We start from the raw sequence: 21,473 nt of genomic DNA, 5'->3' as shown, positions 1-21,473 counted from the left end.
GAGCGGCGGTCCACCAGGGCCGTCAGCCCGCTTCGCGGGGCGTGCGGCGGAGGAGCGAGGCCGTACGCGAGACCAGCGCCTGGCGGCGCTCCGCCCACACCGTCGTCACGGCCGACCAGCGGGCCGAGGCCGCCCAGCGGAGGCGGACCGCCGAGCGCGGGGCCAGCACCGCGCGCAGGCGCGCACGGCGGTCGGCGCTCGCGTGGAATCCCGCCCTGACCCGGGCGGCCTCCTCGGCCAGACCCGCGGCCGGCACGGGCCGGGGCGCGTAGAGCACCTCCTCCACCGCACGGGCCACGCGGTGCACCGAGTCCGCCGGCTCACCCTGCAGCTCACCCAGTCGGACCACGCGCGCCGCGGTCTTCCTCGGCGTCATGGACTCGTCCGGCTCGACCCCGTAGTCCCAGGCCGTGTCGGTGATCTCCCGCCAGACGGCGAGCGTCCGCGCCGCCAGGTCCTCCGGGCCGCGACCGCCGCCCGGACCGAGCCGACGGGACCGCACCCGGGTCCGCCACAGCACCGGCAGGAACGGCAGCGCCAGCACCACGAGCGCCCCGAGCGTCACCAGACCGGCCGTCAGGAAGTCCGGGCCGGACCCGTCCGACTCCGCGCCGGCCACCGCCGCGTCCGGACCGCAGTCGCCGAGCCTGCGCATCTGCGGCGTGCAGCTCTCCGAGGCGCTCGGCGCGGCGGACGGCTGCGCCGAGGCGCTCTGCTCGGGCTGCGCGGGACCGGTGGCCGTGCCCGACGGCGTGTTCTGCCGGGTGTAGGCCGGGGTGGAGCCCCGCGACGGCGTCGGCTCGAACCGCATCCAGCCCGCCCCGTCGAAGTACAGCTCGGGCCAGGCGTGTGCGTCCCGGATGCCCACCGAGACCGAGCCGTCGGTCTGCGGCGTGCCCGGCATGAAGCCGACGGCCACCCGCGCGGGGATGCCGAGCGAGCGGGCCATCGCCGCCATGGAGAAGGAGAAGTGGACGCAGAAGCCCTCCTTGTCCTTCAGGAAGCGGGAGATCGCCTGCGCCCCGGTGCCGGAGGTCACCTCGACGTCGTAGCGGAAGCCGCCGTCCTCGGAGAACCAGTTCTGGAGCTTGACCGCCTTCTCGTAGTCGTTGCGCGCTCCCTTGGTGACCTCCCGGGCCGTCGCCTTCACATCGGCGGGGAGGGAGGCGGGGATCTTCGTGTACTCGGCGCGCAGCTTCTCCGGGGCGCTCCCGGCCGCGGCCAGCTGCCCTGACGTGGGCTGCACGTCCAGGCTTGAGACCTGGTAGCGGACGCCGCTGGTGGTCTGCTTGTCGTCGCCGACGAGCATCCGTCCGGCCGGCTCGAAGCGCCACTTGCCGCTGATGTCGACCCGGCCCGCAGGGAACGGCATGGGCAGCCACCGCTGCTCGTACGCCTCGGAGGCGACGAGATTGGTGGTCACCTCGCTGACCTTGACGTCCTGGCTGAGCCCCTCGGGCCACGGAAGCTGCTTCGGCACGTCCTCGATCGGACGGACCGAGGACTTCCAGGACGCGCCGTCGAACTGGTCGAGGGCGACGAGCCGCATGTAGAGGCCGCTGGTGTCGCGGGCGTTGGTCCGGTAGCGGAGGACCTCCCGGTCCTCGGGCTGGCGCAGGTTGTCCTGAAGGGAGACCAGCGGGTTCACGGCGGAGATCGTGCCGCCGGGGCCGGAGCCCCCGCCGTTCTCACCCCCGCCGGTCCCGAACAGACCGCCGGAGAGACCGGGCAGCGCGAGCGGCACGACCATGGCGACACCCATCGCGACGGCGCCGATCCGGCGCCCGGTGCGGGCCGGCGCGAAGGCGGGACCGCCGCCCGAGCCCGAGGAGCCCGGCCGGCCGGAGCGCTGGGCGCCACCGAAGACCCGCCCCCACTGCGAGAGACGGTCGCGGCCCTCCGCGAGGAGCAGCAGCAGATAGCCGGAGGCCGCGAGGAGGAACCAGAGCCAGCCCGCGCCGCCGCCGGAGAGCCCCGCGGCGACCGAGTACAGGGCGAGCAGCGGAAGACCGGCCGGGGCCGCCCTGCGGAAGGTGACCGCGAGGGTGTCCACCAGGAGCCCGATCGCGACCACACCGCCGACGAGCATGAGCCGGATGCCCTCGGTGTCCGGCGCCGGGATCGCGTACCGGCCGACGTCCTCGGCACCCGCCTGGAACAGCTCGACGGCGTGCGTCACGGCCTGCGGACCGGGGATCAGCCAGAGGACGGCCTGCTCCCGGGCGAAGAACACCGTGAGCGCGAGCAGGACGACGGCCGCCTGCGCGAGCAGCGTCAGCGGCCGGGCCAGCGGCACCCGCCGGGCCAGCGTGCCCACGCCGCTCACCAGGGCGAGGACGAAGGCCGCCGTGAAGATCCAGTTCGCCGGCTTGACCAGCGGGAGCAGCGCCCCGGCCGCCATCAGCGTGGCGCCCCAGGAGGCGAGGGTCAGCCGTGCGCGGCCGCTCATGACCAGCCTCCGTAGGTGTCGGCGGCGGATTCCGTACGGGCTCCGGCCGCCTGCTGCCACACGTCGGCGATCCGCGCCCCGGACGGCACGGCAAGCGCCGTCCAGCCCGCCTCGCGCAGCTGCCGTACGCGGTTCTCGACCCGCCTGCCGGCCGCGGCGCCGGTCAGCCAGGTGCCCGAGTCCAGGACGAAGGCGACGGCCGCGCCGGTCCGCCCGCGCATCCGGGCGGTCAGGGCCGCCTGCTCCTCGTCGAGGTCGCCGAGGAAGGCGATGAGCAGCCCTTCGTTCCCGCCGCGCAGCACGTCGGAGGCGCGGGAGAGTCCGGCTCCTTCGGAGTGGTCGACGATCGCGAGCGTGTCCATCATCAGACCGGCCGTGTCGGCCGAGTCCTGCGCCGAGCCGGCGAAGCCGTCGGAGCCCTCTCCGGGCACCGCGCTGCCGGTGTCGGTGAGCAGCCGGACCGCGTAGCCGCGCTCCAGCATGTGCACCAGCGCGGAGGCGGCGCCGGAGACCGCCCACTCGAAGGCGGAGTCGGGGCCCGTGCCCTGGTAGGCGACCCGGCGGGTGTCGAGGAGCACGGTGCAGCGGGCCCGCTGCGGCTGCTCCTCGCGGCGCACCATCAGCTCGCCGTAGCGGGCGGTGGAGCGCCAGTGCACCCGGCGCAGGTCGTCGCCGTGCCGGTAGGTGCGCGGGATGACGTCGTCGTCGCCGGCGAGCGCGAGGGAGCGCTGGTGCCCGTCGCCGTACCCCGCGGCCTCGCCGGCGAGCTTCACCGGGGGCAGCGGCTCCGTGCGCGGGACGACGGTGAGGGTGTCGTACGCGCTGAAGGCACGGGTCAGCTCGCACATCCCGAAGGGGTCGTTGAGCCTGAGCTGGAGCGGGCCAAGCGGAAAGCGTCCGCGCAGGTCGGAGCGGACCCGGTAGGAGACCTCGCGCCGCCCGCCCGCCTCGACCCGGTCGAGGACGAAGCGCGGGCGGGGTCCCAGCATGTACGGCACGTGGTCCTGGAGCATGAGCAGCCCGGTGGGGAGCTTGGAGACGTTCTCCATCCGGAGCTGGACCCGGGCCTCCGAGCCCGCCTCCACCCGCTGCGGGGTGAGGCGGCGGGAGGCCGCGACCCGGTAGCGCGTGCGGTGCAACACGAGGACGCAGATCAGCGGCAGGGCGGCGAGGAGCAGCCCGACGCGCAGCAGATCGGCCTGGCCGAGCACGTACGCGCAGACGGCGGCGGCCACCCCGGCGGCGAGGAAGGACCGGCCGCGGGTCGTGAGACCGCCGAAGGCGGCCCGCAGACCGCCCCGGTCGTCGCCCTGCCGCTGCCCGTCCGGTACGGCGGCGGTCGCCATCACAGCCGCCGGGCGCCGGGCTGCTGCTGGCCGTAGAGCGGTCCGGCGGGCGGGGCCGCGGCCGGGACGGGGGTGCGCTGGAGGATGTCCTGGACGACCTGCTCGGCGGTGCGCCGGTTCAGCTGGGCCTGCGCCGTCGGCAGCAGCCGGTGGGCGAGTACGGGTGCGGCGAGGGCCTGGAGGTCGTCCGGCAGGACGTACTCGCGGCCGCTGAGCGCGGCCGAGGCCTTGGCGGCCCGCAGCAGGTGGAGCGTGGCCCGGGGCGAGGCGCCGAGCCGCAGGTCGGGGTGGGTGCGGGTGGCGGCGACGATGTCGACCGCGTACCGGCGGACGGCGTCGGCGACGTGCACCGCGCGCACGGCCTCGATCAGCTTGAGGATGTCGTGGGCGTGGGCGACCGGCTGGAGGTCGTCCAGCGGGGACACCGAGCCGTGCACGTCGAGCATCTGGAGTTCGGCCTCGGCGCTCGGGTAGCCCATGGAGACCCGGGCCATGAAGCGGTCGCGCTGGGCCTCCGGCAGCGGGTAGGTGCCCTCCATCTCCACCGGGTTCTGGGTGGCGACGACCATGAACGGGCTGGGCAGCTCGTAGGTCTGGCCGTCCACGGTGACCTGCCGCTCCTCCATGGACTCCAGGAGCGCGGACTGGGTCTTCGGCGAGGCGCGGTTGATCTCGTCGCCGATCACGATCTGGGCGAAGATCGCGCCCGGCTTGAACTCGAACTCCCGTCGCTGCTGGTCGAAGATCGACACGCCCGTGATGTCCGAGGGCAGCAGGTCGGGGGTGAACTGGATGCGGCGCACCGAGCAGTCGATGGACCGCGCCAGGGTCTTGGCGAGCATGGTCTTGCCGACGCCGGGGACATCCTCGATGAGGAGGTGCCCCTCGGCGAGCAGCACGGTCAGAGAAAGCCGTACGACCTCGGGCTTGCCCTCGATCACACTCTCCACCGACCCGCGGACACGCTCCGCGGTCGTGGTCAGATCAGTGAGGCTCGCTCGATCGTCATAGGTCGTCACCCGGCCCTCCTCGGCCTTTCCGGAACACGACACCTGCCCCCGGGGACATGTTTCGGGGGGTGTCACCTGAGCATTCTTGTTGGCGTGGCCGCGTCGTGTCACTCGCCTGTGGACAAGTGCGAGGGAAATGCCGGGGTTTGGTCGGTTACGTCGGGTCGATCTCGCGGAGCAGGCCCGTCGTCACGTCGAAGACGAAGCCCCGGACGTCGCCCTTGTGCAGCAGGAACGGGGAGGTCCGCACCCGCTGCATCGACTGGCGGACGTCCTGGTCCACGTCACGGAAGGCCTCGACCGCCCACGCCGGCCGCTGGCCGACCTCCATCTCCAGCTCGTGGCGGAACTCCTCGGTGAGGGACTCCAGACCGCAGCCGGTGTGGTGGATCAGCACCACGCTGCGGGTCCCGAGGGCGCGCTGGCTGATGGTGAGGGAGCGGATCACGTCGTCCGTGACCACGCCGCCCGCGTTGCGGATGGTGTGGCAGTCGCCGAGCTCGAGGCCCAGCGCGGCGTGCAGGTCGAGGCGGGCGTCCATGCAGGCGACCACGGCGACGCCCAGCACGGGGCGCGCGTCCATCCCGGGATCGGTGAACGCGGCGGCGTACTGCTCGTTCGCCTGTACGAGGCGGTCGGTGACGGTGGAGTCGGCGGCTATCACGTCGGCGGAGGGGTGCGCGGAGGTCGACATGGTTCCGACGGTAATGGTCACAGCCCCGTGCGGCCTGCTGTGAGAGGGGACAAAGAACCGCAACGAGCCTTGTTGTGAGCTAACCCACAGGCCTCGGGTGGACGGCCCCGAACGGGTGAGCCGCCCGGAATGTCCGAGCCCGTCACCGGACCCGGGCGACGCGCCAGCCGGTTGATTGACCGGCGGGTGACGTGGACTAAAGTGACGCGAAGTTCACGGAGACATCGAGCGATTTCCGCGGTTTCTCCCCCGTGTGTGCGGCGGTACTTACGGCTCGGCCTCCTCCCGCTCGCCGGTCGGACCCGGCGGTACGTCCCACCGCGCCGGATCTGAGAGGGCGCATTGAGCAACGACCGCCACGTCCCGGTGATGCTCCAGCGGTGCCTGGACATGCTGGCCCCCGCACTGGAGCGCCCCGGCGCGGTCGTCGTCGACTGCACCCTGGGCCTCGGCGGCCACAGCGAGGCCCTGCTCCAGCGCTTCCCCGAGGTGCGGCTCGTCGCCCTCGACCGCGACAAGGAGGCGCTGCGCCTCTCCGGCGAGCGGCTCGCGCCCTACGGTGAGCGGGCCACGCTCGTCCACGCCGTGTACGACGAGCTGCCCGAGGTCCTCGACCGGCTCGGCATCCCCAAGGTGGACGGCGTCCTCTTCGACCTGGGCGTCTCCTCCATGCAGCTGGACGAGGCCGACCGGGGTTTCGCCTACGCGCAGGACGCCCCCCTCGACATGCGCATGGACCAGTCGACCGGCATCAGCGCGGCCGAGGTCCTCAACACCTACCCGGCCGGCGAACTGGTCCGCATCCTCCGCGCCTACGGCGAGGAGAAGCAGGCCAAGCGGATCGTCTCCGCGATCGTGCGCGAGCGCGAGAAGGAGCCCTTCAGCAACAGCGCCCGGCTCGTCGAGCTCATCCGCGACTCCCTGCCCCAGGCGGCCAAGCGCACCGGCGGCAACCCCGCCAAGCGGACCTTCCAGGCCCTGCGCATCGAGGTGAACCGCGAACTCGAAGCCGTCGAGAACGCGATCCCGGCGGCCGTGAAGGCCCTCGCCGTCGGTGGCCGGGTCGCCGTCCTCTCGTACCAGTCGCTGGAGGACCGCATCGTCAAGCAGGTCTTCGCCGCCGGCGCCGCCACCACCGCGCCGCCCGGACTCCCCGTCGTCCCGGAGAAGTATCAGCCGCGCCTCCAGCTGCTCACCCGGGGCGCCGAGCTCCCCACCGAGGAAGAGGTCGCCGAGAACCGGCGCGCCGCGCCCGCCCGTCTCCGCGGCGCGCAGCGCATCCGGGAGGACGTGCTGTGAGCACGGCGAAGGGGCCCCTCAAAGGGCGGGCCGCGCGACTCGGACGGCTCATGCCGTCGGGGCCCAGCTCGGCCGCCCGCACCCCCTTCGTCCTGCTCGTCTTCGTGCTCCTCGGCGGCGGGCTCATCGCCCTGCTCCTGCTGAACTCGGCCCTCAACCAGGGCTCCTTCAAGCTGCGCGAGCTCAAGGACCGGACCACCGAGCTCACCGACGAGGAGCAGGCGCTCCAGCGGGACGTGGACGACTACGCGGCCCCCGACGCCCTGGAGCGGCGGGCCCGCGAGCTCGGCATGGTCCCCGGCGGCAGCCCCGCCTTCCTCGGCCCGGACGGCAAGGTGCTCGGCGAGCCCTCGGTCGCGGTCGCCCCGAAGCCGACCCCCAAGCCGTCCGCCACCACGGCCTCCCCGAAGCCGCCATCGAACACCGCCACTCCGAGCACCGCCGGCGCCGCCACCGCGGGCACCGGCGCGGCCCAGGCCATGAACGCCGAGACCGGCCCGACCGGCCCGACCGGCCCGACCCCCAACGGCCCGGGCCTCCCCGGCACCGGCCAGGCAACGACAGCGCCGGTACCGGCAGGCCAGGACCCCACCGGTGCCGGCCTCCCCGGCACCGGCCAGGCCGGAACAGCCCCGGCAGGCCAGGACCCCGCAGCCGCAACCCGACACCCCTCCGGCAGGTGACCGCGCAGTGCCCTCCAAGGAGCCACCCCGCCGCCGCGTCCCCGGACCCGCCCGGCCCGCCCGCCCCCGGCCCGCCTCCGCCGGAGCGCGCCCCTCGCGTCCCGCCGCCTCGCGCCCCGCGCCGCGCCCGGCCGCGAAGCGCCCCGGCCCGCGGCCCCCGGCCCGCCGGCCCCGCACCATCCGGCTCGGCAGCCCCCGGCCCCGGCTCCGGCTGATCTCGCTCGGCCTGACCCTCGTCATGCTGGTCTTCGTGGTCCGGCTGCTCCAGGTCCAGGCCGTCGACGCCAGCGCGTACGCGGCCAAGGCCGACAAGTACCGCTTCCAGGACCACACGCTCTCCGCCGAGCGGGGCGAGATCACCGACCGCAACGGCATCGCGCTCGCCGCCAGCGTCGACGCGTACGACATCACCGCCGACCCCAAGCTCTTCACGCCCGAGGAGTCCAAGGTCCCCGACGCGCCCGAGCAGGCCGCGGCCCTCCTCGCCCCGATCCTGGGCAAGGAGCCCGCCGAGCTCGCGAAGAAGCTCCGTACCCCCAAGTCCCGCTACACCCTGCTCGCGCGCAAGCAGACCCCGCAGGTCTGGAACCAGATCAAGGACCTCAGGAAGGTCTACGGGGAGAAGGCCCGCGCCACCGGCGGAACCGGCGTCAATCTGCTCGGCGGCGTCCTCAGCGAGCCCAGCACCAAGCGCGTGTACCCGAACGGCGAGCTCGCGGCCGGGATACTGGGCTACGTCAACGCCGAGGGCAAGGGCGCCGGCGGCGTCGAGTCCATGCTCGACCCGGAGCTCGCCGGCAAGGACGGCAAGGTCCGCTTCACCGAGTCCGGCGGCCGCCAGGTGCCCACCGCGGGCTCCCAGGGCACCCCCGCCGTGCCCGGCTCCGACATCGAGCTCACCATCGACCGGGACATCCAGTGGGCCGCCCAGCAGGCCATCACCGAGCAGGTGGGGAAGTCCAAGGCCGACCGCGGCTACGTCGTCGTGCAGAACACGCGGACGGGCGAGGTCCTCGCCATGGCCAACGCCCCCGGCTTCGACCCCAACGACCTCTCCGCCGCCAACGCCGCCTCCATGGGCAACGCCGCCCTCCAGGACGCCTACGAGCCCGGCTCCACCAGCAAGGTCATGTCCATGGCCGCCGTCCTGGAGGAGGGCAAGGCGACCCCCCAGACCCATGTCACCGTCCCCAACCGGCTCCACCGCGGCGACCGGCTCTTCAAGGACGACGTCGACCACAAGACCTGGTACCTGACCCTCAACGGCGTCCTCGCCAAGTCCAGCAACATCGGCACCATCCTCGCCACCGGCCGGCTCGGCGCCACCCAGTCCGAGTCCAACCGGGTCCTCCACTCCTACCTGCGCAAGTTCGGCATCGGCAGCCCCACCGGCCTCGACTTCCCGGGGGAGACCCCGGGCATCCTTGCCAAGCCGGGAGACTGGTCCACCTCGCAGCAGTACACGATCCCCTTCGGCCAGGGCCTCTCCGTGAACGCCATGCAGGCCGCCTCCGTGTACTCGACCATCGCCAACAAGGGCGTACGCGTCGAACCGACCCTCGTCCGCGGCACCAAGGGCCCCGACGGCCGCTTCACCCCGGCCCCCGAGCCCAAGGAGTCCCGGGTCGTCAGCGAGAAGACGGCAGGCACCCTCGCCAAGATGCTGGAGTCCGTCGTCGACGACCGGGAGGGCACCGGCACCAGGGCCGCGATCCCCGGCTACCGGGTCGCGGGCAAGACCGGCACCGCCAACCGGGTCGACCCCGAACTCGGCCGCTACAAGGGGTACACCGCCTCCTTCGCGGGCTTCGCCCCCGCCGACGACCCGCAGATCACCGTCTACTGCGCGATCCAGAACCCCACCAAGGGCAGCTACTTCGGCGGCCAGATCTGCGGCCCCATCTACAAGAAGGTCATGGAGTTCGCCCTCAAGACCCTCCACGTCGCCCCCACGGGCAGCGAGCCCGCCCGACTGCCGGTCGACTTCGAACCCACCCCGTGACACTCCGGGAGCACCAGTGACAACGATCACCCCCCATTCCGGGAACCGGAAATCGAACTCCGGCGACGCCCCGGGCTCTTTTGGCCCCGCACAGGGTGAGCCCGGTACGCTCACCGCCGTGCCACACGCTGATCAGTACCGAACCACCCCGCCCCGGCCGGAGCAGGCCCGCCCGACACCCCTGGGCGACCTGGCCGCACAGCTGGGCGCCGACATCCTCGGCGCCGGCCCTGGCCCCGTGGACATCACGGGCATCACGCACGACTCCCGGGCCGTACGCCCCGGAGACGTGTACGCGGCCCTGCCAGGCGCCCGCCTGCACGGCGCCGACTTCGTCGCCCAGGCCGCCGGGCTCGGAGCCGCCGCGGTCCTCACCGACCCGACCGGCGCCGAGCGCGCCGCCGCCACCGGCCTGCCGGTCCTCGTCGTCGAGAACCCACGCGGCCGGATGGGCGAGCTCGCCGCCGAGATCTACGGGCGACCCGGCGCCGACCTCCTCCAGATCGGCATCACCGGCACCTCCGGCAAGACCACCACGGCCTACCTGGTCGAGGGCGGCCTGCGCGGCGCCGGGCGGAGCACCGGCCTCGTCGGCACCGTCGAGATGCGCATCGGCGACGAGCGCATCAAGTCGGAGCGGACCACCCCCGAGGCCACCGACCTCCAGGCCCTCTTCGCCGTCATGCGCGAGCGGGGCGTCGACGCGGTCGCCATGGAGGTCTCCAGCCACGCCCTCGTGCTCGGCCGGGTCGACGGCTGCGTCTTCGACGTCGCCGTCTTCAACAACCTCAGCCCGGAGCACATGGAGTTCCACTCCGACATGGACGACTACTACCGGGCGAAGGCCGGGCTCTTCACGCCCGAGCGCAGTCGCCTCGGCGTGGTCAACCTCGACGACGAGTACGGCCGCCGCCTCGCCGGCGAGGCGGCCGTCCCGGTCGTCACCTTCTCCGCCGAGGGCCGCGCCGACGCCGACTGGCGCGCCGAGGACGTCGTCCTCGGCTCCCACGACTCGACGTTCACCGCCGTCGGCCCCGGGGGAGAGCGGATCGCGGCCACGGCCCCGCTGCCCGGCCCGTTCAACGTCGCCAACACCCTCGCCGCGATCGCCACCCTGGCCACCGCGGGCATCGACCCGAAGAGCGCCGCCGAGGGCGTCGCCGCCGTCCCCGGCGTCCCCGGCCGCCTGGAGCGGGTCGACGCCGGCCAGCCGTACCTCGCGGTCGTCGACTACGCCCACAAGACGGACGCCGTCGAATCGGTCCTGCGCTCCCTGCGCGAGGTCACCGAGGGCAGGCTGCACGTGGTCATCGGCTGCGGCGGCGACCGCGACACCACCAAGCGCGGCCCGATGGGCGCCGCCACGGCCCGGCTCGCCGACACCGCCGTCCTGACCTCCGACAACCCCCGCTCCGAGGACCCCCTCGTGATCCTCTCCGCCATGCTCGCGGGCGCCGCCGAGGTCCCCGCGGAGGAGCGCGGCGAGGTCCTCGTCCTCGCCGACCGCGCAGCCGCCGTCGCCGCCGCCGTGGCCCGCGCGCAGCCGGGCGACACCGTCCTGGTCGCGGGCAAGGGCCACGAGCAGGGCCAGGAGATCGCCGGGGTCGTACGCCCCTTCGACGACCGCCAGGTCCTGCGCGCCGCGATCCTCGAACAGGCGGCGACCCTCGAACAGAACGGCCGGGCCGCCCTGGTGGGCGGCAAGGACACAGACAGCCACCAGAACAGTCAGGGATGAAGCAGTGATCGCCCTCTCCCTCGCCGAGATCGCCGAAATCGTCGGCGGGCAGACGCACGACATACCGGATCCGGCCGCACGGGCGACCGGGCCCGTCGTCATCGACTCCCGTGAAGTGCGGCCCGGCAGCCTCTTCGTCGCCTTCGCGGGCGAGCACGTCGACGGCCACGACTACGCGGAGCGCGCCGTGCAGGCGGGAGCGGCGGCCGTACTCGCCGCCCGCCCCGTCGGCGTCCCCGCGATCGTCGTGGACGACGTCCAGGCCGCGCTGGGGGCCCTCGCCCGCGCGGTCGTGAAGCGGCTCGGCACCGACGTCGTCGCCCTCACCGGCTCCGCCGGCAAGACCTCGACGAAGGACCTGATCGCCCAGGTCCTCGACCGGCACGCGCCCACCGTGTGGACGCCCGGCTCCCTCAACAACGAGATCGGCCTGCCGCTCACGGCGCTGAAGGCCACCGACGACACCCGGCACCTGGTCCTGGAGATGGGCGCCCGAGGCATCGGGCACATCCGCTACCTCACCGGCCTCACCCCGCCCCGTATCGGCCTCGTCCTCAACGTGGGCACCGCCCACATCGGCGAGTTCGGCGGCCGGGAGCAGATCGCCGAGGCCAAGGGCGAGCTCGTCGAGAGCCTGCCCTCCGCGGAGGAGGGCGGCGTCGCGGTCCTCAACGCCGACGACCCGCTCGTCCGCGCGATGGAGAGCCGCACCAAGGCCCGCGTGGTCCTCTTCGGCGAAGCGGACGAAGCGGCCGTACGGGCCGAGAACGTCCTCCTCACAGAGAACGGACAGCCTTCTTTCAGGCTTCACACACCCACCGGGTGCAGCGACGTGACCTTGCGCCTGTACGGTGAGCACCACGTGTCGAACGCGCTCGCCGCGGCCGCCGTCGCGCACGAGCTGGGCATGCCTGTCGAAGAGATCGCCACCGCGCTCTCCGAGGCCGGCACCCTGTCGCGCTGGCGCATGGAGGTCACCGAGCGTCCGGACGGCGTGACGATCGTCAACGACGCCTACAACGCGAATCCCGAGTCCATGCGAGCCGCCCTGCGCGCGCTCGCGTCCATGGGCCGGGCCGCACAGGCCCGAGGGGCCCGTACGTGGGCGGTGCTCGGCAAGATGGCCGAGCTCGGGGACGCATCGCTCGTCGAGCACGACGCGGTCGGACGGCTTGCCGTCCGGCTCAACGTCAGCAAGCTCGTCGCGGTCGGGGACAGGGAAGCGTCCTGGCTGCAACTGGGCGCATATAACGAGGGTTCGTGGGGTGAGGAGTCGGTGCACGTGTCCGACGCGCAGGCGGCTGTCGACCTGTTGCGCAGTGAGCTGCGCCCGGGGGATGTCGTCCTTGTGAAGGCTTCCAGGTCGGTCGGCCTCGAAAAGGTGGCCCTGGCGCTCCTCGACACCGAGGGCGAGGTCGCCGTCCGATGAGGCAGATCCTCTTCGCGGGGGCCATCGGGCTCTTCCTGACCCTGATCGGCACCCCGCTGCTCATCAAGCTCCTCGCCCGCAAGGGGTACGGGCAGTTCATCCGGGACGACGGCCCGCGCGGCCACGCCGGCAAGAAGGGCACGCCCACCATGGGCGGCATCTCCTTCATCCTGGCCACGCTCATCGCGTACGCCCTGGCCAAGGTCATCACCGGTGAGGACCCGACGTACTCGGGCGTCCTGGTGCTGTTCCTCATGGCCGGCATGGGCCTGGTCGGCTTCCTCGACGACTACATCAAGATCGTCAAGCAGCGTTCGCTGGGCCTGCGGGCCAAGGCGAAGATGGCCGGCCAGCTGATCGTCGGCATCGCCTTCGCCGTGCTGTCGCTGCAGTTCGCCGACCTGCGCGGGCTCACGCCCGCCTCGGAGAAGCTCTCCTTCATCACGGACTTCGGCTGGTCCATCGGCCCGGTCCTGTTCGTGATCTGGGCGCTCTTCATGATTCTCGCCATGTCCAACGGCGTGAACCTGACGGACGGCCTGGACGGCCTGGCCACCGGCGCCTCGGTGATGGTCTTCGGCGCGTACACCTTCATCGGGCTCTGGCAGTTCCAGGAGTCCTGTGCGAACGCCATGACCCTGACCAACCCCAACGCCTGCTTCGAGGTGCGCGACCCGCTCGACCTCGCGGTCGTCGCCTCCGCGCTGATGGGTTCCTGCTTCGGCTTCCTGTGGTGGAACACCTCGCCGGCCAAGATCTTCATGGGTGACACCGGCTCGCTGGCGCTCGGCGGCGCCCTCGCCGGTCTCGCCATCTGCTCCCGTACGGAGCTTCTGCTGGCCCTGCTCGGCGGCCTGTTCGTGCTGATCACGATGTCCGTGGTCATCCAGGTCGGCTCGTTCAAGATGACCGGCAAGCGCGTCTTCCGGATGGCCCCCCTCCAGCACCACTTCGAACTCAAGGGGTGGTCCGAGGTCCTGGTCGTCGTCCGGTTCTGGATCATCCAGGGCATGTGCGTGATCGTGGGCCTGGGCCTCTTCTACGCGGGATGGGCAGCAGAGAAGTGACAGAACAGCTCGACTGGAACGGCAAGAAGGTCACCGTCGCGGGGCTCGGGGTGTCCGGCATCCCGGCCGCCCGCGTCCTGCACGGCCTCGGCGCGCTCGTGACCGTCGTCAACGACGGCGACGACGAGCGCTCCCGGGCCCAGGCGGCCGACCTGGAGGCGGAGGGCATCACCGTCCGCCTCGGCGACGGGGCCACCCTGCCGTCCGGCACCGAGCTGATCGTCACCACCCCCGGCTGGCGGCCCGACAAGCCGCTCTTCACGGCCGCCGCAGAGGCGGGCGTGGAGGTCTGGGGCGACGTCGAACTGGCCTGGCGCCTCCGCGGCCCCGGCGCGGCCCCCTGGCTCGCGGTCACCGGCACCAACGGCAAGACCACGACCGTGCGGATGCTCGCCTCGATCCTGGAGGCGGCCGGTCTGCGGACCGCCGCCGTCGGCAACATCGGCGTCTCGCTCCTCGACGCCGTCCTCGGCGACGAGCAGTACGACGTGCTCGCCGTCGAGCTCTCCAGCTACCAGCTCCACTGGGCGCCCTCCGTCCGCGTCCATTCGGCCGCCGTGCTCAACCTGGCGCCCGACCACCTCGACTGGCACGGCTCGATGGAGGCGTACGCCGCCGACAAGGGCCGGATCTACGAGGGCAACCAGGTCGCCTGCGTCTACAACGTCGCCGACAAGGTCACCGAGGACCTGGTCCGCGAGGCCGACGTCGAGGAGGGCTGCCGAGCCATCGGCTTCACCCTCGGCACCCCCGGCCCCTCCCAACTGGGCGTCGTCGAGGGCATCCTCGTGGACCGCGCCTTCGTCGAGAACCGGCAGAAGAACGCCCAGGAGCTCGCCGAGGTCACCGACGTCCAGCCCCCGGCCCCGCACAACATCGCCAACGCCCTCGCCGCGGCCGCCCTCGCCCGCGCCTTCGGCGTCGACGCGAAGGCCGTACGGGACGGCCTGAAGGCCTTCCGGCCGGACCCGCACCGCATCGAACTGGTCGAGGAGGTCCAGGGGGTCACGTACGTCGACGACTCCAAGGCCACCAACACCCACGCCGCCGAAGCCTCGTTGGCGGCCTACGACCCGATCGTCTGGATCGCCGGCGGCCTCGCCAAGGGCGCCGCCTTCGACGAGCTCGTACAGAAGTCGGCGAAGCGCTTGCGCGGGGCCGTCCTGATCGGCGCCGACCGCGCGCTGATCCGCGAAGCCCTGACGCGACACGCCCCGGAGGTACCGGTGGTGGACCTCGACCGGACCGACACTGGGGCGATGTCCGAGGCGGTCCGGGAGGCGGCCGGGCTGGCCCGCCCGGGGGACACGGTGCTCCTCGCCCCGGCCTGCGCCTCGATGGACATGTTCACCAACTACAACAAGCGCGGTGAGGCCTTCGCGGACGCGGTCCGCGCCCTCGCCGCCACCGGGGACGCCTGACCTGACCAGTGGGAGGGTCCGGCCGGACCGGGCACGACCGGAGGGGGCAGCGACCATGCCGAGCAAGATCGCCGGGACACGCAGGCCTTCCGCCGTACGCGGCGGAGGGCGGTCACCGGCGACCCCGCGGCGACCCGGTGGCCGGGGCGTACGGCGGCTGTACGAGCGGGCGCTGAAGGCCTGGGACCGGCCCCTCACGGCGTACTACGTGATCATCGGCGCGGCCCTGCTCATCACCATGCTCGGCCTGGTGATGGTCTTCTCCGCCTCGATGATCACGGCACTCCGCTACGATCTCGTGCCCTCCTACTTCTTCCGGAAGCAGTTCTTCGCCGCGCTCCTGGGCACCGGGCTGCTCCTGGCGGCCTCCCGGATGCCGGTGAAGCTGCACCGGGCGCTGGCCTACCCGATCCTGGTCGGCGCGGTCTTCCTGATGGTGCTCGTGCAGATCCCCGGGATAGGGCACTCGGTCAACGGCAACCAGAACTGGATCTCGCTCGGCGGCCCCTTCCAGCTCCAGCCCAGCGAGTTCGGCAAGCTGGCCCTGATCCTGTGGGGGGCCGACCTGCTCGCCCGCAAGCAGGACATGAGGCTGCTGACCCAGTGGAAGCACATGCTCGTCCCGCTGGTCCCGGTGGCCTTCATGCTGCTCGGTCTGATCATGCTCGGCGGCGACATGGGCACCTCCATCATCCTCGCCGCGATCCTCTTCGGCCTGCTGTGGACGGCCGGCGCGCCCACCCGGCTCTTCGTCGGAGTGCTCTCCGTCGCCGGCGCGATCGGCGTGCTGCTGATCAAGACGAGTGACAACCGGATGAAGCGCTTCGACTGCATCGGCGCGACCGACCCCGGCGGCGAGGGAGCCCCCTGCCTCCAGGCCGCGCACGGAATCTATGCTCTGGCCTCGGGCGGATGGTTCGGTTCCGGACTCGGTGCCAGTGTGGAGAAATGGGGCCAACTCCCTGAAGCGCACACCGACTTCATCTTCGCGGTCACCGGTGAGGAACTGGGTCTCGCGGGGACGCTGTCGGTACTCGCCCTGTTCGCGGCTCTAGGCTATGCGGGTATCCGCGTGGCCGGACGCACGGAGGACCCCTTCGTGAGGTACGCCGCGGGAGGCGTGACCACCTGGATCACGGCGCAGGCCGTGATCAACATCGGTGCGGTGCTCGGCTTGCTGCCGATCGCCGGAGTCCCGCTCCCGCTGTTCTCGTACGGGGGGTCGGCCCTGCTGCCGACCATGTTCGCCGTCGGGCTCCTCATCGCCTTCGCGCGACAGGAACCCGCCGCGAAAGCGGCCCTGGCCCTGCGCCGCCCCGGCTGGGGCAAGCGGGCCGGGGTGAGATGGAAGTCGATGCGACGGCGCGTCAAGAAGCGCCCGTCCGGAGAGCGGTGAATTTCGGTGCATGTCGTACTCGCCGGCGGGGGGACCGCCGGCCACATCGAGCCCGCGCTGGCCCTCGCGGACGCCCTGCGCAGGCAGGACCCCAGCGTGGGGATCACAGCGCTGGGCACGGAAAAGGGTCTGGAGACCCGGCTCGTGCCCGAGCGGGGCTACGAGTTGGCGCTCATCCCCGCCGTACCGCTGCCCCGTAAGCCCACCCCCGAGCTGATCACCGTCCCCGGACGGCTCCGCGGCACCATCAAGGCCGCCGAGCAGATCCTGGAGCGCACGAAGGCCGACTGCGTCGTCGGCTTCGGCGGCTACGTGGCGCTGCCGGGCTACCTCGCGGCCAAGCGGCTCGGCGTGCCGATCGTGGTCCACGAGGCCAACGCCCGGCCCGGCCTGGCCAACAAGATCGGTTCGCGGTACGCGGCCGGGGTCGCCGTCGCCACCCCGGACAGCAAGCTCCGCAACGCCCGCTACATCGGCATCCCGCTGCGGCACACCATCGCGACCCTCGACCGGGCGCGGGTGCGTCCCGAGGCGCGCGCCGCCTTCGGGCTCGACCCGAACCTGCCGACGCTGCTCGTCTCGGGTGGTTCGCAGGGCGCCCGGCGGCTCAACGAGGTCGTCCAGCAGATCGCCCCGGTGCTCCAGCGCTCCGGCATCCAGATCCTGCACGCGGTCGGCCCGAAGAACGAACTGCCGCGTGTCGACAACATGCCCGGTATGCCGCCGTACGTGCCGGTACCGTACGTGGACCGGATGGATCTCGCGTACGCCGCGGCCGACATGATGCTCTGCCGCGCGGGCGCGATGACCGTCGCCGAGCTCTCCGCCGTCGGGCTGCCGGCCGCCTACGTCCCGCTGCCCATCGGCAACGGCGAACAGCGGCTCAACGCCCAGCCGGTGGTCAAGGCGGGCGGCGGACTCCTCGTCGACGACGCGGAGCTGACGCCGCAGTGGGTGCAGGGCAACGTCCTGCCCGTACTGGCCGATCCGCACCGGTTGTACGAGATGTCCCGCGCAGCTGCCGAGTTCGGTCGCCGGGACGCCGACGACCTGCTCGTCGGCATGGTGTACGAGGCGATCGCCGCCCGCCGACAGGCGTAGCGGCGGCGAAGGGCGGAAGCGTGGCAGCCGGATCGACGACCGCCGAGAAGGGCGGCGCGAAGAGGCCGAAGTCGGAGCGGCCGTCCCGCACGGGCACCCGGAATCAGCGATTCCGGGTGCCCGCCCCCCGCGTGCTCCTCGTCGTACTCGGCGTCGTCGCCCTCACCGCCGGGGTGATCTGGGCGCTCTACGGATCGACCTGGTTCCGTGTGGAACGTGTGAAGACTTCCGGCACCGGGGTGCTGACCCCCGGCGAGGTGGAGGCGGTCGCCGCCGTCCCGACGGGCGCGCCGCTCGTCTCCGTCGACACCGAGGCGATCGAGGCGCGGCTCCGGCAGGAGCTGCCGCGCATCGAATCGGTCGACGTCGTGCGGTCCTGGCCGCACGGAATCGGTCTGAAAGTGACGGAACGGAAGCCCGTTCTCCTGCTGGAAAAGGGCACGAAGTTCATCGAAGTGGACGCGACCGGCGTCCGGTTCGCCACCGTCGACACCGCCCCCAAGGGCGTCCCCCGGCTCGTCCTCGACGCGTCCGCCTCGCCCAGCCTGCGCCGCTTCGACGCGGACCGGCTGCTGAAGGAGGCGGTCCGCGTCAGGGGTGAACTCCCGGACGAAATCGCCCGGAACGCTCGTGTCGTCCGCGTCACCTCGTACGACTCCGTCACTCTGGAGCTGACCGGCGGGCGCAGCGTCTTCTGGGGGAGCGCCGAGCACGGCCCGGTGAAAGCCAGGGTGCTGACCGCCCTCATGAAGGCCTCGCCCAAAGCGGGGCACTTCGATGTAAGTGCCCCCACGGCGCCCGCTTCGTCCGGCAGTTGACGGGTATCGGCCCTGGCCAGCACCCTGGTTGGCCAGCGCTCCGGGTGATCACATAGGGTGAAAAGAAAAACGGGAGGTTCGGCGTGTTCGTTGAACGTGCGCCGCTTGTCGACTTAGTGTCCTGTTCGGAAGAGTCCAGCGAACAGCGACACTGGTAACCCTAAACTTCAACGTTAGGGTTCGGGTCGGCGTTCCGGACCGCCCCAATCGGCATCCGTCGTCGCAGCGCGACCAACCACCGCGTACCGGCGACACGTAACTCGAGGCGAGAGGCCTTCGACGTGGCAGCACCGCAGAACTACCTCGCAGTCATCAAGGTCATCGGTGTCGGCGGCGGTGGTGTCAATGCCATCAACCGAATGATCGAGGTCGGCCTCAAGGGCGTCGAGTTCATCGCGATCAACACGGACGCGCAAGCGCTGTTGATGAGCGACGCCGACGTCAAGCTCGACGTCGGCCGTGAACTCACGCGCGGCCTGGGCGCCGGGGCCAACCCGGCCGTCGGTCGCAAGGCGGCAGAGGACCACCGCGAGGAGATCGAGGAGGTCCTCAAGGGGGCCGACATGGTCTTCGTCACCGCCGGCGAAGGCGGCGGCACCGGCACCGGCGGCGCACCCGTCGTCGCCAACATCGCGCGCTCGCTGGGCGCCCTGACGATCGGTGTGGTCACCCGACCCTTCACCTTCGAGGGCCGGCGCCGCGCCAACCAGGCGGAGGACGGCATCGCCGAGCTCCGCGAAGAGGTCGACACCCTCATCGTCATCCCGAACGACCGACTGCTCTCGATCTCGGACCGCCAGGTCTCCGTGCTCGACGCGTTCAAGTCGGCCGACCAGGTGCTGCTGAGCGGCGTCCAGGGCATCACGGACCTCATCACCACCCCGGGTCTGATCAACCTCGACTTCGCCGACGTCAAGTCGGTCATGTCCGAGGCCGGCTCGGCCCTCATGGGCATCGGCTCCGCCCGTGGCGACGACCGCGCGGTGGCCGCCGCGGAGATGGCGATCTCCTCGCCGCTCCTCGAGGCCTCCATCGACGGCGCCCGCGGCGTGCTGCTCTCCATCTCCGGCGGCAGCGACCTCGGTCTCTTCGAGATCAACGAGGCCGCGCAGCTGGTCAGCGAGGCGGCCCACCCCGAGGCCAACATCATCTTCGGCGCCGTCATCGACGACGCCCTCGGCGACGAGGTCCGGGTCACGGTCATCGCGGCCGGCTTCGACGGCGGCCAGCCGCCGGCCCGCCGGGACAACATCATCGGCTCGGTCTCGGCCAAGCGCGAGGAGCCGGCTCCGGCGCCCCGCATCAGCGAGCCCTCCCGCCCGATGGGCGGACTCGGCACGGTGGCCCCCCGCGAGGAGCCGGCCGCCGTCCCGGTCGAGCCGGTCCCGGTCGTCAACGAGACCCCGCTGACGCCGGCCCCGCCGGTCGTCCCGCCGGCCCGTCCGTACGCGGACTCCCAGGCCGAAGAGCTGGACGTCCCGGACTTCCTGAAGTGATAGGGCAGTACTTCGACGCGAACGGCGCGCACTTCGCCTTCACCGACAGGTGGGGCGGGGTGAGCGCCGTTCCGTACGAGGAGCTCAACCTCGGCGGCGCGGTCGGGGACGACCCCGAGTCCGTACGGACCAACAGGGCGCTGGCCGCCGGCGCCCTCGGGCTCGACCCGGCGCGGGTCGTCTGGATGAACCAGGTGCACGGCGCCGATGTCGCCGAGGTCGAGGGCCCGTGGACCGGCGAGGCCGTCCCGGCGGTCGACGGTCTCGTGACCGCGGCCCGCGGGCTCGCCCTCGCCGTCCTCACCGCGGACTGCGTCCCGGTCCTGCTCGCCGATCCCGTCGCCGGGGTCGTGTCCGCCGCCCACGCCGGACGGCCCGGAATGGTCTCCGGGGTCGTCCCCGCCGCCGTGGAGGCCATGATCGGCCTCGGCGCCGAACCGGCCCGGATCGTCGCCCGCACCGGCCCCGCCGTCTGCGGGCGGTGCTACGAGGTACCGGAGGCGATGCGCGCCGAGGTCACGGACATCGAGCCCGCCGCCTGGGCCGAGACGAGCTGGGGCACCCCCGCCGTCGACGTCACGGCCGGGGTGCACGCCCAGCTCGAACGGCTGGGGGTCACGGACCGGAAGGCCAGTGAGGTCTGCACCCGGGAGTCCGGTGACCACTACTCGTACCGCCGCGACCGCACCACAGGGCGACTCGCGGGATATGTCTGGTTGACCCAGGAAGAGACATGACGGACCGGAAGTCGCAACTCGCCGAGAATCTGGCCCACGTGGAGGAGCGGATCGCCGCTGCCTGCGCCGCCGCCGGGCGCCCGCGGGAGGAGGTGACCCTGATCGTGGTCACCAAGACCTACCCCGCGAGTGATGTGCGGCTGCTGCACGGACTGGGCGTGCGGCACGTCGCCGAGAACCGGGACCAGGACGCCGCCCCCAAGGCCGCCGCGTGTGCGGACCTTGATCTGACCTGGCACTTCGTGGGTCAGTTGCAGACCAACAAGGTCCGATCCGTGGTGGGTTATGCCGATGTGGTGCAGTCCGTCGACCGATTGAAGCTCGTTTCCTCTCTCTCCGCGGCCGCGGAGAAGGAGGGGCGGGAGCTCGGCTGTCTGCTCCAGGTCGCACTCGACGCCGAGTCCGGGGAGCGCGGCGCCCGGGGCGGCGTCTCGCCCGAGGGTGTCGAGGAGTTGGCGGCCTCGGTGGACGGCGCCCCCGGACTGCGGCTCGACGGCCTGATGACCGTCGCGCCGCTCTCCGGTCCGTACGCGGGCAGACAACGCGCCGCCTTCGACCGGTTGATGGATTTGTCGACTGCCCTGCGCGCGACCCGTCCGACTGCGAACATGGTGTCAGCAGGGATGAGTGCGGACCTCGAGGAGGCCGTCGCTGCCGGGGCGACACACGTACGCGTCGGTACGGCGGTACTCGGCGTCCGCCCCAAGCTCGGGTAACGTCGCGAAGCAAGTCGGACCACAGCAGAAAATATGGTCATTCCGCAGAACGGCGGGGTGGCCTGTGGATC

17 protein-coding genes are annotated in these 21,473 nt (G+C 72.3%); 13 read left to right on the top strand and 4 right to left on the bottom strand.

The window, feature by feature from the left end; translation table 11 throughout:
• Window positions 1-22: 22 nt before the first annotated feature.
• From IE124_RS07505 to IE124_RS07490, 4 genes are all read right to left on the bottom strand, one after another.
• Window positions 23-2,449: a transglutaminase TgpA family protein gene (locus IE124_RS07505; RefSeq protein WP_189506051.1), complete on the bottom strand. Its 2,427-nt coding sequence runs from the start codon at window positions 2,447-2,449 to the stop codon at window positions 23-25.
• The gene (locus IE124_RS07500) at window positions 2,446-3,795 is read right to left on the bottom strand and encodes a DUF58 domain-containing protein (RefSeq protein ID WP_189506048.1); all 1,350 of its coding nucleotides are present in this window, start codon (window positions 3,793-3,795) and stop codon (window positions 2,446-2,448) included. The genes IE124_RS07505 and IE124_RS07500 overlap by 4 nt, the downstream gene beginning before the upstream one ends.
• Window positions 3,795-4,814, bottom strand: a complete 1,020-nt coding sequence (locus IE124_RS07495) for an AAA family ATPase (protein ID WP_189506046.1) — start codon at window positions 4,812-4,814, stop codon at window positions 3,795-3,797. Before IE124_RS07495 ends, IE124_RS07500 begins: the two co-directional genes overlap by 1 nt.
• A 145-nt stretch (window positions 4,815-4,959) precedes the next feature.
• Window positions 4,960-5,499: a beta-class carbonic anhydrase gene (locus IE124_RS07490; protein WP_189506044.1), complete on the bottom strand. Its 540-nt coding sequence runs from the start codon at window positions 5,497-5,499 to the stop codon at window positions 4,960-4,962.
• 342 nt (window positions 5,500-5,841) lie between these two features.
• Between IE124_RS07490 and rsmH the strand changes: the two genes are divergently transcribed.
• From rsmH to IE124_RS07425, 13 genes are all read left to right on the top strand, one after another.
• A complete protein-coding gene (gene rsmH, locus IE124_RS07485) occupies window positions 5,842-6,798 on the top strand; it encodes a 16S rRNA (cytosine(1402)-N(4))-methyltransferase RsmH (RefSeq protein ID WP_189506042.1) in 957 nt (318 codons plus the stop codon).
• The gene (gene ftsL, locus IE124_RS07480) at window positions 6,795-7,481 is read left to right on the top strand and encodes a cell division protein FtsL (RefSeq protein WP_370468739.1); all 687 of its coding nucleotides are present in this window, start codon (window positions 6,795-6,797) and stop codon (window positions 7,479-7,481) included. The genes rsmH and ftsL overlap by 4 nt, the downstream gene beginning before the upstream one ends.
• A gap of 7 nt (window positions 7,482-7,488) precedes the next feature.
• Entirely contained in the window at window positions 7,489-9,483 is a 1,995-nt protein-coding gene (locus tag IE124_RS07475; RefSeq protein ID WP_189506040.1) for a peptidoglycan D,D-transpeptidase FtsI family protein, read from the top strand.
• 16 nt (window positions 9,484-9,499) lie between these two features.
• Window positions 9,500-11,221, top strand: coding sequence for a UDP-N-acetylmuramoyl-L-alanyl-D-glutamate--2,6-diaminopimelate ligase (locus IE124_RS07470; protein WP_189506038.1), 1,722 nt, complete (start codon window positions 9,500-9,502; stop codon window positions 11,219-11,221).
• Between the two features lie 4 nt (window positions 11,222-11,225).
• Entirely contained in the window at window positions 11,226-12,650 is a 1,425-nt protein-coding gene (locus IE124_RS07465; protein WP_189506036.1) for a UDP-N-acetylmuramoyl-tripeptide--D-alanyl-D-alanine ligase, read from the top strand.
• Window positions 12,647-13,717, top strand: coding sequence for a phospho-N-acetylmuramoyl-pentapeptide-transferase (gene mraY, locus IE124_RS07460; protein ID WP_189506034.1), 1,071 nt, complete (start codon window positions 12,647-12,649; stop codon window positions 13,715-13,717). Before IE124_RS07465 ends, mraY begins: the two co-directional genes overlap by 4 nt.
• A complete protein-coding gene (gene murD, locus IE124_RS07455) occupies window positions 13,699-15,138 on the top strand; it encodes a UDP-N-acetylmuramoyl-L-alanine--D-glutamate ligase (protein ID WP_189506032.1) in 1,440 nt (479 codons plus the stop codon). Before mraY ends, murD begins: the two co-directional genes overlap by 19 nt.
• Before the next feature lie 55 nt (window positions 15,139-15,193).
• Complete coding sequence (gene ftsW / locus IE124_RS07450; protein ID WP_189506029.1) at window positions 15,194-16,534, top strand: putative lipid II flippase FtsW; 1,341 nt, start codon at window positions 15,194-15,196, stop codon at window positions 16,532-16,534.
• Between the two features lie 6 nt (window positions 16,535-16,540).
• Entirely contained in the window at window positions 16,541-17,635 is a 1,095-nt protein-coding gene (gene murG / locus IE124_RS07445; RefSeq protein ID WP_150271171.1) for an undecaprenyldiphospho-muramoylpentapeptide beta-N-acetylglucosaminyltransferase, read from the top strand.
• A 20-nt stretch (window positions 17,636-17,655) separates the two neighbouring features.
• Complete coding sequence (locus tag IE124_RS07440) at window positions 17,656-18,453, top strand: cell division protein FtsQ/DivIB (protein WP_189506027.1); 798 nt, start codon at window positions 17,656-17,658, stop codon at window positions 18,451-18,453.
• Between the two features lie 281 nt (window positions 18,454-18,734).
• A complete protein-coding gene (gene ftsZ, locus IE124_RS07435; RefSeq protein ID WP_189506025.1) occupies window positions 18,735-19,949 on the top strand; it encodes a cell division protein FtsZ in 1,215 nt (404 codons plus the stop codon).
• Complete coding sequence (gene pgeF, locus IE124_RS07430) at window positions 19,946-20,686, top strand: peptidoglycan editing factor PgeF (RefSeq protein ID WP_189506023.1); 741 nt, start codon at window positions 19,946-19,948, stop codon at window positions 20,684-20,686. Before ftsZ ends, pgeF begins: the two co-directional genes overlap by 4 nt.
• Window positions 20,683-21,402 (top strand): YggS family pyridoxal phosphate-dependent enzyme, encoded by a 720-nt coding sequence (locus IE124_RS07425; RefSeq protein WP_189506021.1) that lies wholly within the window; start codon window positions 20,683-20,685, stop codon window positions 21,400-21,402. Before pgeF ends, IE124_RS07425 begins: the two co-directional genes overlap by 4 nt.
• Window positions 21,403-21,473: the final 71 nt, after the last annotated feature.

The sequence above is a fragment of the Streptomyces narbonensis genome (genome assembly GCF_014649015.1).
GTDB lineage: Bacteria > Actinomycetota > Actinomycetes > Streptomycetales > Streptomycetaceae > Streptomyces > Streptomyces narbonensis.
This window is presented reverse-complemented; position numbering and strand designations above follow the sequence as displayed.

What these genes read in the sequence shown, in the direction of transcription:
- IE124_RS07505 (WP_189506051.1), bottom strand. Translation starts at nt 2,449, where the DNA reads ATGAGCGGCCGCGCACGGCTGACCCTCGCCTCCTGGGGCGCCACGCTG.
- IE124_RS07500 (WP_189506048.1), bottom strand. Translation starts at nt 3,795, where the DNA reads ATGGCGACCGCCGCCGTACCGGACGGGCAGCGGCAGGGCGACGACCGG.
- IE124_RS07490 (WP_189506044.1), bottom strand. Translation starts at nt 5,499, where the DNA reads ATGTCGACCTCCGCGCACCCCTCCGCCGACGTGATAGCCGCCGACTCC.
- mraY (WP_189506034.1), top strand. Translation starts at nt 12,647, where the DNA reads ATGAGGCAGATCCTCTTCGCGGGGGCCATCGGGCTCTTCCTGACCCTG.
- murD (WP_189506032.1), top strand. Translation starts at nt 13,699, where the DNA reads ATGGGCAGCAGAGAAGTGACAGAACAGCTCGACTGGAACGGCAAGAAG.
- ftsW (WP_189506029.1), top strand. Translation starts at nt 15,194, where the DNA reads ATGCCGAGCAAGATCGCCGGGACACGCAGGCCTTCCGCCGTACGCGGC.
- IE124_RS07425 (WP_189506021.1), top strand. Translation starts at nt 20,683, where the DNA reads ATGACGGACCGGAAGTCGCAACTCGCCGAGAATCTGGCCCACGTGGAG.